13 protein-coding genes and 1 tRNA gene are annotated in these 16,531 nt (G+C 73.4%); 12 read left to right on the top strand and 2 right to left on the bottom strand.

What is annotated here, in order from left to right; all coding sequences use genetic code 11:
- The 3 genes from IE329_RS03200 to IE329_RS03190 are packed head-to-tail and all read left to right on the top strand — an operon-like array spanning position 1 to position 3,370.
- A complete protein-coding gene (locus IE329_RS03200) occupies positions 1-1,818 on the top strand; it encodes an ABC transporter permease subunit (protein ID WP_190209214.1) in 1,818 nt (605 codons plus the stop codon).
- Positions 1,819-1,826: 8 nt separating this feature from the next.
- Positions 1,827-2,657 carry an ABC transporter ATP-binding protein gene (locus IE329_RS03195; RefSeq protein ID WP_073922254.1) on the top strand — a complete coding sequence of 277 codons (831 nt, stop codon included), beginning with the start codon at positions 1,827-1,829 and terminating at the stop codon, positions 2,655-2,657.
- Positions 2,654-3,370 carry an ABC transporter ATP-binding protein gene (locus tag IE329_RS03190; protein WP_073921959.1) on the top strand — a complete coding sequence of 239 codons (717 nt, stop codon included), beginning with the start codon at positions 2,654-2,656 and terminating at the stop codon, positions 3,368-3,370. Before IE329_RS03195 ends, IE329_RS03190 begins: the two co-directional genes overlap by 4 nt.
- A 72-nt stretch (positions 3,371-3,442) precedes the next feature.
- On the opposite strand, the gene IE329_RS03185 is transcribed toward IE329_RS03190, so the two are convergent.
- On the bottom strand, positions 3,443-4,132 hold the full coding sequence (locus IE329_RS03185; protein WP_370882183.1) for an ANTAR domain-containing response regulator: 690 nt from the start codon (positions 4,130-4,132) through the stop codon (positions 3,443-3,445).
- 62 nt (positions 4,133-4,194) lie between these two features.
- Between IE329_RS03185 and IE329_RS03180 the strand changes: the two genes are divergently transcribed.
- Both IE329_RS03180 and IE329_RS03175 read left to right on the top strand, forming a co-directional pair.
- Positions 4,195-4,277 (top strand) — tRNA-Leu (locus IE329_RS03180).
- A gap of 113 nt (positions 4,278-4,390) precedes the next feature.
- A complete protein-coding gene (locus IE329_RS03175) occupies positions 4,391-5,176 on the top strand; it encodes a helix-turn-helix domain-containing protein (protein WP_190209213.1) in 786 nt (261 codons plus the stop codon).
- A 61-nt stretch (positions 5,177-5,237) separates the two neighbouring features.
- On the opposite strand, the gene pyk is transcribed toward IE329_RS03175, so the two are convergent.
- Positions 5,238-6,665, bottom strand: coding sequence for a pyruvate kinase (pyk, locus tag IE329_RS03170; RefSeq protein ID WP_190209212.1), 1,428 nt, complete (start codon positions 6,663-6,665; stop codon positions 5,238-5,240).
- Between the two features lie 276 nt (positions 6,666-6,941).
- On the opposite strand from pyk, the gene IE329_RS03165 reads away from it, so the two are divergent.
- The 7 genes from IE329_RS03165 (at position 6,942) to IE329_RS40270 (ending at position 16,494) form a co-directional block, all read left to right on the top strand.
- On the top strand, positions 6,942-8,024 hold the full coding sequence (locus IE329_RS03165) for a hypothetical protein (RefSeq protein WP_190209211.1): 1,083 nt from the start codon (positions 6,942-6,944) through the stop codon (positions 8,022-8,024).
- Between the two features lie 17 nt (positions 8,025-8,041).
- Entirely contained in the window at positions 8,042-9,667 is a 1,626-nt protein-coding gene (locus tag IE329_RS03160; RefSeq protein ID WP_190209353.1) for a VWA domain-containing protein, read from the top strand.
- Positions 9,654-10,391 carry a hypothetical protein gene (locus tag IE329_RS03155; RefSeq protein WP_190209210.1) on the top strand — a complete coding sequence of 246 codons (738 nt, stop codon included), beginning with the start codon at positions 9,654-9,656 and terminating at the stop codon, positions 10,389-10,391. Before IE329_RS03160 ends, IE329_RS03155 begins: the two co-directional genes overlap by 14 nt.
- Before the next feature lie 273 nt (positions 10,392-10,664).
- A complete protein-coding gene (locus IE329_RS03150; protein WP_190209209.1) occupies positions 10,665-11,945 on the top strand; it encodes an NADase-type glycan-binding domain-containing protein in 1,281 nt (426 codons plus the stop codon).
- Entirely contained in the window at positions 11,942-12,661 is a 720-nt protein-coding gene (locus IE329_RS03145) for a Pvc16 family protein (protein WP_190209208.1), read from the top strand. The genes IE329_RS03150 and IE329_RS03145 overlap by 4 nt, the downstream gene beginning before the upstream one ends.
- Positions 12,658-14,949 (top strand): ATP-binding protein, encoded by a 2,292-nt coding sequence (locus tag IE329_RS03140; protein ID WP_461782284.1) that lies wholly within the window; start codon positions 12,658-12,660, stop codon positions 14,947-14,949. The genes IE329_RS03145 and IE329_RS03140 overlap by 4 nt, the downstream gene beginning before the upstream one ends.
- A gap of 48 nt (positions 14,950-14,997) precedes the next feature.
- The gene (locus IE329_RS40270) at positions 14,998-16,494 is read left to right on the top strand and encodes an eCIS core domain-containing protein (RefSeq protein ID WP_229927128.1); all 1,497 of its coding nucleotides are present in this window, start codon (positions 14,998-15,000) and stop codon (positions 16,492-16,494) included.
- The last annotated feature ends 37 nt before the right edge of the window (positions 16,495-16,531 follow it).

Below are 16,531 nucleotides of genomic sequence, written 5' to 3'. Positions count from 1 at the left end.
ATGACCACAGAGATCACCCCGGTCATCCCCGTGCCGGAACGCGCCGCCCGGGTCTTCACCGCCCTCGCGGCCGTCGCCACCGCCGGCACCGCCCTCACCGCCTGGACCTGGACCGCCGACTTCCCCGGCGACCTCACGTTCTACGGCTCCCCCGCCGGCCTCCAGTGGCTCACCCTCACCGGCGGCCTGATCACCGCCGTCCTCACCCTGGCCCGCTACGGCATCCCCGGCCTGCGCTGGACCAGCCCCGCCGGCGGCAACAACGGCATCCTGCTGGCCGCCCTCGGCACCGCCGCCGTCAGCTGGTTCGCGATCATCGCCATCGCCGTCGACCTCGGCGGCCTCGCCAACCTCGAACCCGGCGGCTGGCTGGCCGGCCTCACCTCGCTGCTCGCCGTCACCGGCGCGCTCGGCCTGCCGCTCGACCGCAGGACCGCCGACAGCCTCGGCAAGCCCAACTACTGGTGGCTGCTGGCCGGCGTCGTCGGCTACGCCGTCCACCACCTGATCACCCGGACCCTGCGGCTCGCCAAGATCGAGCGCAAGCTCCCGCCGGCCCGCGAACTGCCCTCCTGGGCCGAGGTCCTGCTGATCATCGCCGCCTTCGCGGTCGGCCTGTTCGCCATCACCTTCGGCATCGACACCGAGTACGGCGAACTCTTCACCGGCTACCTCATCCTGGCCGGCTTCACCGTCGCCGCACTCGCCAAGACCGGCCTGCTGCAGCGCCTGCGCGCCCTCACCGTCAAGCACCGCCCGGTCGCCACCGGCGCCGCCTTCTCCGCCGCGGCCGCCTTCCCGTTCACCCAGACCAGCGACCAGTACACCTCCGTCGCGGCGAACATCCTGATCTTCGCCACCGTCGCCCTGGGCCTGAACATCGTCGTCGGCCTGGCCGGCCTGCTCGACCTCGGCTACGTCGCCTTCCTCGGCGTCGGCGCCTACGCCGCCGCCCTGGTCTCCGGCTCCCCCGCCTCGCCCATCCACGTCGCCTTCCCCTTCTGGGCGGCGGCGCTCACCGGCGCGGCAGCGGCCATGGTCTTCGGCGTCCTGATCGGCGCCCCCACCCTGCGGCTGCGCGGCGACTACCTCGCCATCGTCACCCTCGGGTTCGGCGAGATCTTCCGCATCACCATGAACAACCTCAACGGGACCACCGGCCCGAACGTCACCAACGGGTCCAACGGCATCCCGCGCATCCCCGACCTGCAGATCCTCGGCTTCGACCTCGGCAAGAAGCACCTGGTCGGCGGCATCGAACTCGGCCGGTTCTCCAATTACTACCTGCTGATGCTGATCATCACCGCCGTCGTCGTGCTGGTCTTCGCCCGCGTCGGCAACTCCCGGATCGGCCGCGCCTGGGTCGCCATCCGCGAGGACGAGACCGCCGCCGAGGCCATGGGCATCAACGGCTTCCGGCTCAAGCTCCTCGCCTTCGCCCTCGGCGCCTGCCTGGCCGGCCTCGCCGGCACCGTCCAGGCCCACGTCAGCTACACCGTCACCCCCGACCAGTACACCTTCGCCGAGGCCCTGCCCCCCAACTCGGCCTTCCTGCTCGCCGCGGTCATCCTCGGCGGCATGGGCACCATCAGCGGCCCCCTGGTCGGCGCCACGCTGCTCTTCCTGATCCCGAAGAAGCTCGAATTCCTCTCCAACTACCAGCTCCTCGCGTTCGGCATCGCGCTCATCATCCTGATGCGCATCCGCCCCGAGGGCCTGATCGCCAACCGGCGCAACCAGCTGGAGTTCCACGAGCCGGTGATCCCCGCACAATCCGCACCCGAGGACGCCGTACCTCTCACCAAGGCAGGGGCGTGAACACCGAGATGACCACCACCACCGCCCCGGCCCCCACCGGGACCACCCTCCTCGACGTCCGCGGCGTCACCATGCGCTTCGGCGGCCTCACCGCCGTCAACAACGTCGACCTCACCGTCTCCGAAGGCGAGATCATCGGTCTCATCGGCCCCAACGGCGCCGGCAAGACCACCTTCTTCAACTGCCTCACCGGCCTGTACGTCCCCACCGAGGGCACCGTCAGCTACAAGGGCAACCTGCTGCCGCCCAAGCCCCACCGGGTCACCCAGGCCGGCATCGCCCGCACCTTCCAGAACATCCGGCTCTTCGCCAACATGACCGTCCTGGAGAACGTGCTCGTCGGCCGCCACAGCCGCACCAAGGAAGGCCTCTTCTCGGCCATCCTGCGCGGCCCCGGCTACCGCCGCGCCGAGTCCGAGAGCCACGACCGGGCCATGGAACTCCTGGAGTTCACCGGCCTCGCCGCCAAGGCCGACCACCTCGCGCGCAACCTCCCCTACGGCGAGCAGCGCAAGCTGGAGATCGCCCGCGCCCTCGCCAGCGACCCCGGCCTGCTCCTGCTGGACGAGCCCACCGCCGGCATGAACCCCCAGGAGACCCGCGCAGCCGAGGAACTCGTCTTCGCCATCCGGGACCGCGGCATCGCCATCCTGGTCATCGAGCACGACATGCGGTTCATCTTCAACCTCTGCGACCGCACCGCCGTCCTCGTCCAGGGCCAGAAGATCGTCGAAGGCGACCGCGAGACCGTCCAGAACGACGAACGCGTCATCACCGCCTACCTCGGTGCCCCGCTCGAAGGCACCGGCGCAGCAGCCAGCACGGAGGCCGACCAGTGACCGCGCTCCTCGAGGTCGAGAACCTCCGCGTCTCCTACGGCAAGATCGAAGCCGTCAAGGGCATCAGCTTCACCGTCAACCAGGGCGAGGTCACCACCCTCATCGGCACCAACGGCGCCGGCAAGACCACCACCCTGCGCACCCTGTCCGGCCTGCTCCGGCCGACCGCGGGGAAGATCAGCTTCGACGGGCAGCCGCTGAACACCGTCCCCGCGCACAAGATCGTGTCGCTGGGCCTGGCCCACTCCCCCGAGGGCCGGCACATCTTCCCCCGGATGACCATCGAGGAGAACCTCCTCCTCGGCGCCTTCCTCCGCAAGGACCAGGCGGGCATCACCGCCGACGTCGAGCGGGCCTACGGCCTCTTCCCGATCCTGGGCGAGCGCCGCAAGCAGGCCGCCGGGACCCTCTCCGGCGGCGAGCAGCAGATGCTCGCCATGGGGCGGGCCCTGATGTCCCAGCCGAAGCTGCTGATGCTCGACGAGCCCTCGATGGGCCTCTCCCCGCTCATGATGCAGAAGATCATGGCGACCATCGTCGAACTCAAGGCCTCCGGCACCACCATCCTGCTCGTCGAGCAGAACGCCCAGGCGGCGCTCTCGCTCTCCGACCAGGGCTACGTGATGCAGACCGGCCAGATCGTGCTCACCGGCACGGGCGCCGACCTGCTGAACGACGAATCCGTCCGCAAGTCCTACCTCGGCGAGGACTAGCACCCCGGCGGCGCGCGAAGGAGGCCCGGTCCACCTGGACCGGGCCTCCTTCGCGCTGCGCACCGCCGGGGATCACGCCTCGGGGGCGGCCTCCTCGGCCTTCTTCTTGTCCTGCGCGACGCCCTCCTCGATCACGGCCTCCGCGACGGCGGCCATGGTCATCCGGCGGTCCATCGAGGTCTTCTGGATCCAGCGGAAGGCGGCCGGCTCGGTCAGCCCGAACTTCGTCTGCAGCACGCTCTTGGCGCGGTCCACCAGCTTGCGGGTCTCCAGGCGCTGGGTGAGGTCGGCGATCTCCTCCTCCAGCGTCCGCATCTCGGTGTAGCGGGAGACCGCCATCTCGATCGCGGGCACCAGGTCGCTCTTGCTGAACGGCTTCACGATGTACGCCATCGCGCCGGCGTCCCGGGCCCGGTCCACCAGCTCGCGCTGCGAGAACGCGGTCAGCATCAGGACGGGCGCCAGGTGCGCGGCGTGGATCTGCTCGGCGGCCGACAGGCCGTCCAGGACGGGCATCTTGACGTCCAGGATCGCCAGGTCGGGCCGGAGCTCCTCGACCAGCTTCAGCGCCGTCGCACCGTCGCCGGCCTCGCCGACGACGACATAGCCCTCTTCTTCGAGCATCTCCTTCAGGTCGAGGCGGATCAGCGCCTCGTCCTCGGCGATGACAATCCGGGTGATCTGGGACGAATAGGTCTCAAGCGGCTCAGGCTGCTCGTCGGCGGTGCTCACGGGGCTCCTCGTTCCGGCGGGGTACTGCATGCATGAGCCTACCTAGCTGCGCCCTCGGGCGCGCACAGGGTATCCTGCTCGGGCGCGGACCGGCCGGGTTGGTGGAATGGCATACACGGATGTCTCAAACACATCTGCCCGAAAGGGCTTGTGGGTTCGAATCCCACACTCGGCACCCAGATTGACCTTGGATTCAACGGCGTTACACATATTGCTGTGATTCGCTGTTTCGAGTGACGCTTCCTGGACGGGTCCACCATCCGGACCGCTGCGTCCCACCCTGGCCCTATGGCAGCCGATTCGCTCCGCGATCAAGCCGTTGCACTTCTCCGCGACGGCACGTCCAACGCCGAGGTTGCTCGGCACCTCCGCGTCCCGCCGGGCACCATCAGCTGGTGGAAGCACCGCGAGCTGGAAAAGCGCGGCGAACTTCCCGGGCCAAGGCGCTCCACCTGCCCCCACTGCTACGGCGACCAACTCGACACGGCCGCGTACAGCTACCTCCTGGGCCTCTACCTGGGAGACGGCCACATCATGTGGCCCAAACAGCACCGGGTGCCGAATCTGGCGATCACCTGCGACGACAAGTGGCCCGGGGTCATGGACTTGGTCGAGCAGACCATGCGAGAGGTTCTCCCGAACAACTCCCCCTGCCGGGTCCGCCGCACCGGTTGCCACGACGTGAAGATCTACTCCATGCACCTCCCTTGCCTCTTCCCGCAGTACGGCCCCGGGAAGAAGCACGAACGCCTTATAGCTCTGGCACCCTGGCAGCAGCGGATCGTCGACGAGCATCCGTGGGGGCTGATCCGCGGCCTGATCCACTCCGACGGCTGCCGCATCACCAACTGGGCCACCCGTACCGTCAACGGCGTGGTGCGGCGGCACGAGTACCCCCGCTACTTCTTCACCAACACCTCCGCCGACATCAGGGGCATCTTCACCGCCGCCCTGGACTCGGTGGGCGTCGAATGGAAGGCCTCGATCCCCCGCCCGCAGGGCCAGGTCAACATCTCCGTCGCCCGCAAGGCCTCCGTCGCCCTGATGGACGAGCACATCGGGCCGAAGCACTGAACGGCGGCGCGGCCCCCGGGCATCTCGGGGGCCGCGCCGCCGTTCGCGGCCGGTCGGGCGATCAGTTGTCGAGTTCCCCGACGTGGTGGACCCGGACGAGGTTGGTGGAGCCGGCCAGGCCGGGCGGGGAGCCGGCGGTGATGACGACGATGTCGCCCTTCTGGCAGCGGCCGAGGCCGATCAGGGCCGCGTCGACCTGCTCGACCATCTCGTCCGTGGTGGGGGCGAAGGGGCCGAGGAAGGTCTCGATGCCCCAGGTGAGGGCGAGTTGGCTGCGGACGGACTGCTCGTAGGTGAAGGCGAGCACCGGGATCGGCGAGCGGTAGCGGGAGAGCCGACGGGCGGTGTCGCCGCTCTGGGTGAAGGCCACCAGGTACTTGGCATTGAGGAAGTCGCCGATCTCGGCGGCCGCGCGGGCGACGGCGCCGCCCTGGGTACGCGGCTTGTTGCTGACGGTCAGCGGCGGGAGGCCGGCGGCGAGCACCTCCTCCTCGGAGGCCTCGATGATGCGGGCCATGGTCCGGACGGTCTCGGTGGGGTACTTGCCGACCGAGGTCTCGCCGGAGAGCATCACCGCGTCGGTGCCGTCCAGGACGGCGTTGGCGACGTCGGAGGCCTCGGCGCGGGTGGGACGGGAGGCGTTGATCATCGAGTCGAGCATCTGGGTGGCGACGATGACCGGCTTGGCGTTGCGCTTGGCCAGCTTGACCGCGCGCTTCTGGACGAGCGGGACCTGTTCGAGGGGCATCTCCACGCCCAGGTCGCCACGCGCCACCATGATGCCGTCGAAGGCGTCGACGATGGACGCCAGGTTGTCGACCGCCTGCGGCTTCTCGATCTTGGCGATGACGGGGAGGAAGCGGCCCTCCTCCGCCATGACCCGGTGGACCTCTTCGATGTCGCGGCCGCTGCGGACGAAGGAGAGGGCGATCAGGTCGGCTCCGGTCCGCAGGGCCCAGCGCAGGTCGGCGACGTCCTTGTCGCTGAGCGCGGGCACCGAGACGGCGACGCCGGGCAGGTTGAGGCCCTTGTGGTCGGAGACCAGGCCGCCTTCGATCACGGTGCAGTGCACGCGCGGGCCGTCGACCCGGGTGACCTCCAGGCAGACCCGGCCGTCGTCGACGAGGATGCGCTCGCCGCGCGAGACGTCCTCGGCGAGGCCCTTGTAGGTGGTGCCGCAGATGTCGCGGCCGCCGGTGACGTCCTCGGTGGTGATGGTGAACTCGTCGCCGCGTTCGAGAAGTACGGGGCCTTCGGCGAAGGTGTCGAGTCGGATCTTCGGGCCTTGAAGGTCGGCGAGCACGCCGACGCTGCGGCCGGTCTCGTCCGCGGCCTTGCGGACCCGGCGGTAGCGCTCCTCGTGCTCGATCTGGGAGCCGTGGCTCAGGTTGAATCGGGCGATGTCCATGCCGGCGTCGACCAGGGCCTTGATCTGGTCGTACGAGTCGGTGGCGGGCCCGAGGGTACAGACGATTTTTGCTCGGCGCATACTGCTGAGCGTAGGCATTACCGGCGCGTAACAACGACGTTCCATCGGTCGGCCTCATGACCGTTGCCGAAAGGTTCGTTGAACAATCTGACACATCGTGACCCGTGCTGCTGTGAGGGTGAGTTGCCCGACCCCGGCAGGCGCTTCTGATGCCGTTCCGTGAAGGCTTGTTCACCCCTGGTTCACCCCCCATTACGCCCGTGCTCCCGGCCCGGGGGGACGCTTCGGATCCGACGGGGATCCCCGTGGGGCGAGGCCGAGGGGGGAATCGTTCGCATGAGACGGGTGGGCGGCGTGCTCGCCGCGCTGGTGCTGCTGGGCGGCGTACTGTTCGCGGTGCTGCACCGGGCGCCGGCCGACGACGGTGGGATCACCGTGGTCAAGGGCGTGATCGGCTCCGAGAAGCGGGAGTTCTTCGCCGACCCCGAGGTGGTCGCGGAGCTGAAGGCGCAGCACCTGCGGGTGGACGCGATCACCACGGGTTCCTGGCAGATGGCGGACGCGGATCTGACCGGCAACGACTTCGCGTTCCCGGCGAGCCTGTCGCCGGCGGAGGAGATCCGGGCCAAGCGCGGGGTGTCGGGTGAGCCGGTGCGGCCGTTCTACTCGCCGCTGGTGGTGATCGCGCACGCGCCGGTGGCGGAGGTGCTGCGCAGCAACGGGCTGGCGGCGAGGGCGGAGTCGGGGGTCTGGACGTTCAGGATGGACCAGTATCTGGACGCCGTGCGCCGGGACCGGAACTGGTCGGACCTGAAGGACGTCGCGGGCCATGCGGAGCTGGCCGGGGCGGTGTACGTGACGACGACGGATCCGGCGACGTCGTCGTCGGGGGCGTTGCACCTGGCGGAGGTGTCGTACCTGGCGAACGAGCGCCGGGTGGTGTCGGACGAGGCGGGGGTGGGCCGGGTGAAGGACCTGGTCCGCAAGGTGACCGCGATGCAGGGGGACCAGAAGACCAGCAGTGACGGTCCGTTCAAGGATTTCCTGTCGAACGTGGGGAGTCCGCTGGTGCTGGTGTACGAGTCGCAGGTGGCGGCGCTGACGGCGCAGGGGCGTCCGACCGGGGATCTGGTGGTGCTGTACCCGGACACCACCGTTTCGAGCGACCACACGATGGTCGGGTTGACGGACAACGGCAAGAAGCTGGCCGATCTTTTGCGGGACGACGCCAAGTTGCGGGCGTTGGCGGTCCGTTACGGGTTCCGTCCGCAGGGTGACCCGGGGGCGTTCGGAACGGCGTTGAACGCGAAGGCCGGGCCGGTGTTCGCCCCGGACCTGTCGGCGGCGGGCATCCAGCAGGCGCCGGTGCCCGCGGTGAAGGTGCTGAACCAACTGGTCGACGCGGCGAAGGGCAAGTGAGGGGGGTGACGGTGTCGATGCGAACCGTGGCGGGGCGGGTGCTGCTCGCGGGGCTGGCGGTGCTGGTGGCGGGCTGCACCTCGGCGGGTCCGGGGCCGGTGCGGACGTCGGGCGACCCGGTGGCGCCGACCGCCCGGGCCGGGGTGCTGCGGGTGCTGGCCGGCAGCGAGCTGCAGGACATGGCCCCGGTGCTGGAGGAGGCGCGGAAGGCCACCGGGGTGAGCGTGCAGTTCGCCTGGACGGGGTCGCTGGACGGCGCGGACGCGGTGTCCTCGGGCCGGGCCGACGGCAAGTACGACGCGGTCTGGTTCCCGTCCGACCACTACCTGCGGCTGGACGACGGGGGGAAGGCCAAGCTGGCCACCGAGAGCCCGGTGATGGTCTCGCCGGTCGCGGTGGGCGTGCGCACCTCGGTGCTGGGGGACCTGGGCTGGGGCGACGGGTCCACGGTGACCTGGGCGCAGGTCGCCGACGCGGCCTCGGCGGGGAAGCTCTCGTACGGCATGGCGGACCCGACGCGGTCCAACTCGGGCTTCTCGGCGCTGGTGGCGGTCGCCTCGGCGTTCTCGGGGGCCAACTCGGCGCTGACCGACGCGGACGTGCAGAAGGCCTCGCCCTCGCTGAAGCAGTTCTTCGCCGGGCAGAAGCTGACCTCGGGGTCGTCCGGCTGGCTGGCGCAGGCGTACGGGCGGGCCGAGCCGGGCCGGATCGGGGCGCTGGTCAACTACGAGTCGGTGCTGCTGTCGCTGAACCGGACGCTGCCGGCGGACGCGCAGCTCACGGTGGTGCGGCCGACGGACGGGGTGGTGTCGGCGGACTACCCGCTGGCGCTGCTGGCCTCGGCCGGGCAGTCGGAGCGGGAGTCGTTCCAGCGGCTGACCGCCTACCTGCTGAAGGAGGACGTGCAGCGGAGGATCTCGGAGACGACGCTGCGGCGGCCGGTGACGCCCGGGGTGGCGCCGGCGGCGGGGCTGCCGGCGGACCGGCGGCGCGAGCTGCCGTTCCCCGGCAGCAAGGCGGTCGCGGACGGGCTGCTGGCCTCGTACCAGAACGAGCTGCGGCGGCCGTCGCGGACGGTGTACGTGCTGGACACCTCGGGGTCGATGTCGGGCGGCCGGCTCGCCTCGCTGAAGTCGGCGATGGCGCGGCTGACCGGCTCGGACGACTCCCGGGGGACGACGCGGTTCCGGGACCGTGAGGAGGTCACGCTGATCTCCTTCGCGTCCAGGGTGAAGTCGACGAAGACGCATTCGGTGCCGGCCCGGAACTCCGGGGCGGAGCTGGCGTCCATCGACCGGGACGTGCAGGCGCTGGGCGCGGACGGCGGTACGGCGGTCTACAGCTCGCTGGAGGAGGCGTACCGGGTGATCGACCGCCAGCAGTCGACGGCGAAGGACGACCGGTTCACCTCGATCGTGCTGATGACGGACGGGGAGAGCAACGAGGGCGCGTCGGCGGACGACTTCAAGGCCTTCTACCAGGGCCTGCCGTCCTCGGGGCGGGCGGTGCCGGTGTTCCCGATCCTGTTCGGGGACGCGGCGAAGGGGCAGTTGCAGGGGATCGCGGACCTGACCGGCGGCAAGCTGTTCGACGGGACGGGGTCGCTGGAGGGCGCGTTCGAGGAGATCCGTGGCTACCAGTAACCGGTTCCTGGCCTACCTGGAGTCGGCGCGCAACCTGGCCGGGTGCGCGGGGGGCGCGGTGGGCCTGGCGCTGCACTTCACGGGGGTGGCGGGGCCGTGGTGGCCGGGGGCGGTCGCGGGCCTGTACGGCCTGGGGGCGCTGCTGGCTCCGGGGCGCCGGCCCCGGAGCGGGACGGACGGCGGGGCGGCCGGCGGGGCGGTGGGCGGCGCGCGGGGCGGCGCGCGGGGCGGGTCCGTGCCCGCCCGGGCCGGGGCAGCGGGCTCGGTGCTGTCGCCGGAGGTGGAGGCGGAGCTGGCGGCCGTCCTGGGCGGGGACCCGGTGCTCGCGGGGACGGGGACGGGCGGGGTGGCCGGGGCGGCCCCGGCCACCCCGCCCGTCCCGGTCGCACCGCCGGTGCCGGCCCCCCCCGCCGCTCCGGCCGTGGCCCCCGGTGCGGCGCTGCGGGCCACGCTGGCGGAGCTGGAGGCGTACCTCGCCGACGCCGACCTGCCGTGGTCGGCCGGGGTGGGCGAGCTGCTGGCCGAGCTCGGCCGGCGGGCCAGGACCGGCCGGGAGGCCGCCGCGCTGCGGGCCGCCGAGCGGGTGGCGGCCGAGGAGCTGCCGCTGGCGGTGGACGGGTACCTGCGCGCGCGGGCCTGGGAGCGCTGGAGCCCGGCGGGCGGGGTGGACCCGGCACTGGCGCTGCGCCGGGAGGTGTCCCGGCTGACGGCGGCGCTGGGGTAGCCCCCGCGACGCCGGAACGGGCCGTGCCGCTCGTACCGGCGTCCCAGCGCCTGCGCCTGCCACTGCCAGTGCCAGTGCCACCGTGGACGGCGCAGGCGGACGGGGTGGCGCCGGGCGCGGGTCGGGCGCGGGTCGGGCAGCCGCGCGGAGCTGCCCGAAGGGGCAGCCCGGGCCGCCCCCGATGGCGGCCGAACGTCCCTGGTGGGCGCCGGCCGGGGCGGGGATGCTGTGGCCCGGCAGCGGCTCCAGCCGCGCCGGAGAGGATCCACCCCGGTGAGTGCAAGCGAGACCCCAGCCCGTCCGGCCCGAGGCACCTGCGCGGATTGCGGCGCCGAGGCCTCGTCCGAGCGCACGTTCTGCGAGGACTGCGGGGCCTTCCTGAGCTGGACGGCGCAGCCCGGGCCCGCGGCCGACGGCCCGGCCCCGGCCGTGGCGGCCGGCCCCGCTCCCGCCGCCGGTGCGACCGCGTCCCCCGCTCCGGCCCCGTCCGCCTCGGCATCTTCCGGCGCGGCGCCGGCCGCCGCGGCATCCTCTGTCGCGGCACCGGCCGCCGTTACGGCGGCCGGCCCGGCGGAGCGGGAGGCGGAGACCACCGAGCTGCCGCCCGTCCCCGCCGAGGCCGCCGCGCCGGCGCAGGCCCCGGCGCCGAGTCCGGCGGCCACCGAGCGGGCGCGGGCGCTGCTCGTCCCGGTCGCCGGGGCGCCGGCCGCGCCGGCGGCCGACCCGGCGGTGGCCCCGGTGCTGCCCGGCCGTCCCGAGGAGGCCCGGCCGAGGGTCCGCGGCGCGGCCGAGGAGCCGGAGTTCGACGGCGCCACCTGTCCGTGGTGCGCCACCTCCAACCCGCCGGAGCGGCACTTCTGCCGCCGCTGCGGCGCCCAGTTCGCCACCCGTGACGAGGGCGGCGCGACGCCGCTCCCGTGGTGGCGGCGGCTGTTCGGCGGCGACGGCGGCGAGGCCCCGTGGGCGGGGCAACGACCACGGCTGCGCCGGGGGTTCGGGCGGACGGTGCGGCTCGCCCTGCTGGCCGGCCTGGTGGTGCTGGTGCTGGTGGCCGGGCTGATCTGGGCCGGGCCCGCGGTGGATGCGGTGAACGACCATTTCGCGAAGCGGGTGCCGATCGATCCTGTGGCGGTGACCGCGTCCAGGTCGTACGAGGGACACGGCCCCGAACTCACCGTCGACAAGATCTCGAACTCCTGGTGGGGCACCGGCATCGAGGGCGACAGTGCCGGTGAGTGGCTGGAGGCCGGCTTCGGCCGGCCGGTGCGGCTGCTCGACCTGGTGATCACCCCCGGCGCGTCCGCCGACGTCGCGCAGCAGCTGGCCCAGGCCCGGCCGCGCCAGCTGGAGCTGCTGATCACCGACGTGGACGGGAGGACCGTGACCCGGCAGGTCGAGCTGACCGGCGACGGCGCGCAGCGGGTGAAGCTCCGGGCGGGGCGGGTGACCAAGGTGCGGCTGGTGCTGCGCAGCGCGTTCGGGGTGGCGGCGGGCAAGCAGGTGGCGGTGGCGGAGGTCGAGTTCTTCGGCCGCAAGACGTCCGGTTCGTCGTGATCCACGAGGTGGACGAGGCGCTGTCCGCCCTGCTGGGGGCCGAGATCCTGGGCACGACAGGTGTGGAGGTGCTGTTCGACGCGCCGACCCGGGAGTGGGCGGCGCGGCGCAACGCGCCCACGGTGAACGCCTTCCTCTACGACATCAAGGAGGACCCGTCCCGGCGGGGGCACGGCCGCAGGCGTGAACTCGGCCCTGTGCGCGGAGAGTTGCTGGCGGAGCACGAGCCGCCCCGGTGGTTCGCCCTGTCGTACCTGGTGACGGCCTGGACGAAGCGGCCGCAGGACGAGCACCGGTTGCTGTCGGTGTTGCTGGCGGGCCTGATCGGGCAGTCCGCGCTGGAGCCGGAGCGGCTGTCCGGTGCGCTGGCGCAGTTGGGGCTGCCGTTGCCGTACACGGTGGCGGCGGCGCCGGCCGGGGGCCGCGGGCCGGCGGACGTGTGGTCGGCGCTGGGCGGGGAGTTGAAGCCCTCGCTGGACCTGGTGGTGACGGCGCCGATCGCCGGTGTGCGCAGGCTGCCGGCGGCCCTGGTGACGGACGCCCTGCTGCTGCGGGTCTCGGACGCGGGTGGCGGGGAGGGCGCGGCGGGCGAGCTGCGCCGGCCGCGGTTCGAGGACGAGCCGCCGGCCCCGGCGCGGGCGGCGGAGCCGATGGGGGCCCGCCGTGCCCGGGGGGCGGCGGCGCGGGCGTCGAGGCCCGGGGGGATCGCGCGGTGAGCGGGCCCGGGACGGCGTACCTGATGCGCCGGCTGGCCCTGGTGGAGCGGCGGGTGCGGCGGGCGGTGGAGGCCCGGCGGGCGGTCGATCCGCAGCCGGACGACACCTTCCGGGGGATGTACCTGTCGCCGGAGGCGGCGGACCGGCTGCTGGCACGACGGCCTCCGGCCCACCCGGACGCCCTGGACGGGCCGGGTGCCGCGGAGGGGCCAGGTGCCGCGGAGGGGCCGGGCGGCATCGACGCCACGGACGGCACGGACAGCACGGACGGCACGGCGGAGCCGGCGGAGTGGGCGTCCGCACGGGCCGAGGCCGAGGCCTGGGCGGACCGGGCGGAGGCCGGGGGCGCGGCGCTGCCGCTGCGAACCCTGGCCCGGAGCTTCGAACTCTCGTCCATGGACGTCGAGTTACTGCTGATCGCGCTGCTGCCGGACGCCGACGCCCGGTTCGAGCAGCTCTACGGCTACCTGAACGACGACGTGACGCGGCGCCGGGCCGGCGCCGCGCTGGCCTTCGAGCTGCTGGGGGTGCAGCCGCTGGACGCCGCCGCGCGGGCCCGGCTGGCTCCCCGCTCGCCGCTGCTGGCCGGCGGTCTGCTGCTGGTGGAGGACGGCGAACGTCCCTTCCTCGGACGGTCGTTGCGGGTCCCGGACCGGGTGACCGCGCACCTGTTGGGGGACGGAGCCGCCGATCCGGCCCTGCGGGGACTGCTCAGGCCGGCGCACGCCTCGAAGGTCGCGGGCGCCGGACAGCTGGCCGCGGCACTGTCCGCCGGTGTTCGGCTGGCCCACCTGCGGGAGCGGCCCGGCGGTTCGGCCTCCGCGCTGGCGGTCGCGGCACTGGCCGCGGCCGGCCGTCCCGCACTCTGCCTCGACCTGGCGGCCCTGGCCGCCGAACCGCAGCCGGAGGCGGTACTGCCCGTCCTGGCCCGCGAAGTGCGTCTGCTGGGCGGTGGGTTGGTGGCCGGCCCGGTGGAGGCGCTGGAGGGCGCCGCCCGCCCCGAGCAGGCCCGGCTGCTGCGGGAGCTGGCCCGGATGCCGGTACCCGTGCTGCTGACCGGCACCGGCGCCTGGGACCCGCTCCGGGCCGACGACAGCCCGCTGTTGATGACGGCCGGACAGTTCAGCCCGGCCGAACGCGCGGAGCTGTTCCGGGCGGCGCTCGACGATGCCCCCGTCGACCCGGGGCTGGACCTCGCCCATGCCCTGGCGCCCTACCTGCTGACCCCGGACCAGGTGCGCCGGGCGGCCGCCGCCGCCCGCCGGCAGGCGTTGCTGGACGGCGGCGGGACGGCCCCGGACGATGGCGGGGCGGAACCGGACGGCGGCGGGAAGGACCGCACGGCGGACGGCACGACGGACGGCACGACGGACGGCACAGGCCCCCGCTCCCCCCGCTCCCCGGGCTCCCCCGGCGGCGTGCCGGTCGCACTGCGCCACCTCCGGGCCGGCGTCCGGAGCCAGAACGCGGCGGGCCTGGAGCGCCTGGCCCGCCGGGTGGAGCCGGCCGTCAGCTGGGCGGACCTGGTGCTGCCGGAGGCGACCGGCCGGGAGCTGGGCGAGCTGGCCCTGCGCGCCCGGCACCGCGACCAGGTGCTGGGCCGGTGGCGGATGCGGCCGGGCGGCGGGCGCGGGCGGGGCGTGATGGCCCTCTTCGCGGGCGACTCCGGGACGGGCAAGACCATGTCGGCCGAGGTGGTCGCGGCCGATCTGGGCCTGGACCTCTACGTGGTGGACCTCTCCACGGTGGTGGACAAGTTCGTCGGGGAGACCGAGAAGAACCTGGAGCGGATCTTCACCGAGGCGGCCGGTGTGAACGGGATCCTGCTCTTCGACGAGGCCGACGCGATCTTCGGCAAGCGCTCGGAGGTGAAGGACGCCCACGACCGCTACGCCAACATGGAGAGCGCCTACCTGCTCCAGCGGATGGAGTCCTTCGACGGCATCGCCATCCTCACCACCAACCTGCGGGCCAACCTGGACGAGGCGTTCACCCGCCGCCTGGACGTCATCGTCGACTTCCCCGTCCCGGACGCGGAGCACCGCCGGGCCCTGTGGGACCGCACGCTGGGCCCGGCGGTGCCACGGGCGGACGACCTCGACCTGGCCTTCTGCGCCCGCTTCGAACTGGCCGGGGGTTCGATCCGGGCCTGCGCCGTGACGGCCGCCTACCTGGCGGCGGAGGCGGGCCGGCCGGTGTCGATGGCGGACCTGATGGCGGCCGTCCGGCGGGAGTACCGCAAGCTCGGCCGGCTGGTGCTGGCGGGCGAGTTCGGGACGTGGGCGTGACGACGCGCGGCCGGGCGGCCGTCTCTGCCGCGAGGAAGGCGGGGGAACTTGCGGGCTGAACGATCCGGGCCGGCGCGGCCGGGCGGCGAGCGGGACGGGAGCGGCCGGCCGGCGGGCGACCGTACGGCGGCGGCCGCCCTGGTGCGGCCGGGCCGGCTCTCCGGGCCGATGCTGCCGGCGCTGCAGCGCGCGGCCGGCAACGCCGCGGTCGCGCGCGCGATCGCCCAGGAGCAGCACGTCCACGAGGAGGGGTGCGGTCACCGAGGTCCGGGCGGACCCTCAGCCGTCCACGAGGTGCTGCGGGGCGGCGGGCAGCCGCCGGACGAGGGCACCCGGACGGACGCGGAGGCCCGGCCCGGAGCCGACGTCTCCGATGTCCGGGTCCACAGCGGTGCGGTCGCGCAGCGTTCGGCCGCCGAGATCGGTGACCGTGCGTATACGTTCGGGCGGGACGTGGTGATCGGTGCGGGCGGCGCGGACCGGCACACCCTGGGGCACGAGCCGGCCCCTGTGATCCAGCGGCGCGGTGGGCCGGTGGCCGGCGCGGACGACGGCAGCGGTCTGCGGGTGAGCGATCCGGGCGACCGGTTCGAGCAGGAGGCGGAACGCAATGCGCTCCGGGCGCCGGCCGGCCCGGCGCCCGCGGTGCAGCGCGCTCCCGACGGGAACGGCCGCGGGCGGCGGCCGGCCGGCACCCACGCCCCGGCCACGGCGCAGCGGATGATCACGGATGCCGCGGCGCCGCAGGCGCACGGGTCGGCCACCGATCGGCCGCTGCTCCCGGCCCACGTGACGGCGATGCTCACCGAGTACGGGCAGCACACGGGCTCCCCCGAGGTGCGCAGTCTCGTCGACGAGGTGCTGCCCCTGATCGCCCTGACCACCTTCACGGGCCGGGGCGCGGTGGAGCTCCCCGCGCGGCAGGCAACGGGCCCCGTGGCGGGCGAACGCCCCGGCGGGGGCGCGAGCACCATGCGGGACCCGGCCGACGGGAACCGGTACGTCGTCGGGGGCATCCACGAATCGCACCGACAGCGGGAGGACCAGGTCGCCACCCTGCTCCACGAGCTCGTCCACGTGGCGGTCTTCGAGCAGTACGGGCAGGACCGGAATCTTCCGCAGGGCCAGAGCGCCGAGCAGACCGACACGTTCAGGATCTACGTGATGAACACGGTGGTGGAGCTGGTCGGTCTGCTCCCCGGGTCGGGTCTGCCGGAGGCCTGGCGGGAGGCCGCGGAGCAGAAGCTCCGCTTCCACATGGGCGTCAACGCCCATCTTGAGTACGACGGCGTGCTCACCCAGGTGCTCGTCTGGTCCGACCAGTACGGCGACCCCGGGTCGCCGTTCCACCGGCGGGTGAGCGAGCTCGCCGTCGAGGCGCAGCGGTGGCGGCAGAATCCCGGTGAGGCGCGGACCCCGGAGGTGACGGGCACGCTCGAAGCGGCGATGACCGCACTGATGGCGCTCCCGTCCCGGGCCAGGAACCACGCGCGGGCCGCGGTGCCGGCGGCGGGCAGCAGGGGTTGCTCCTGCTGCGTGATGTGACGGTCCGCAAACGCGGGGTTCGGGTGCCCGCCGGGCA

The organism is Kitasatospora indigofera (assembly GCF_014655955.1).
In the GTDB taxonomy this organism is placed as follows: domain Bacteria; phylum Actinomycetota; class Actinomycetes; order Streptomycetales; family Streptomycetaceae; genus Kitasatospora; species Kitasatospora indigofera.
This window is presented reverse-complemented; position numbering and strand designations above follow the sequence as displayed.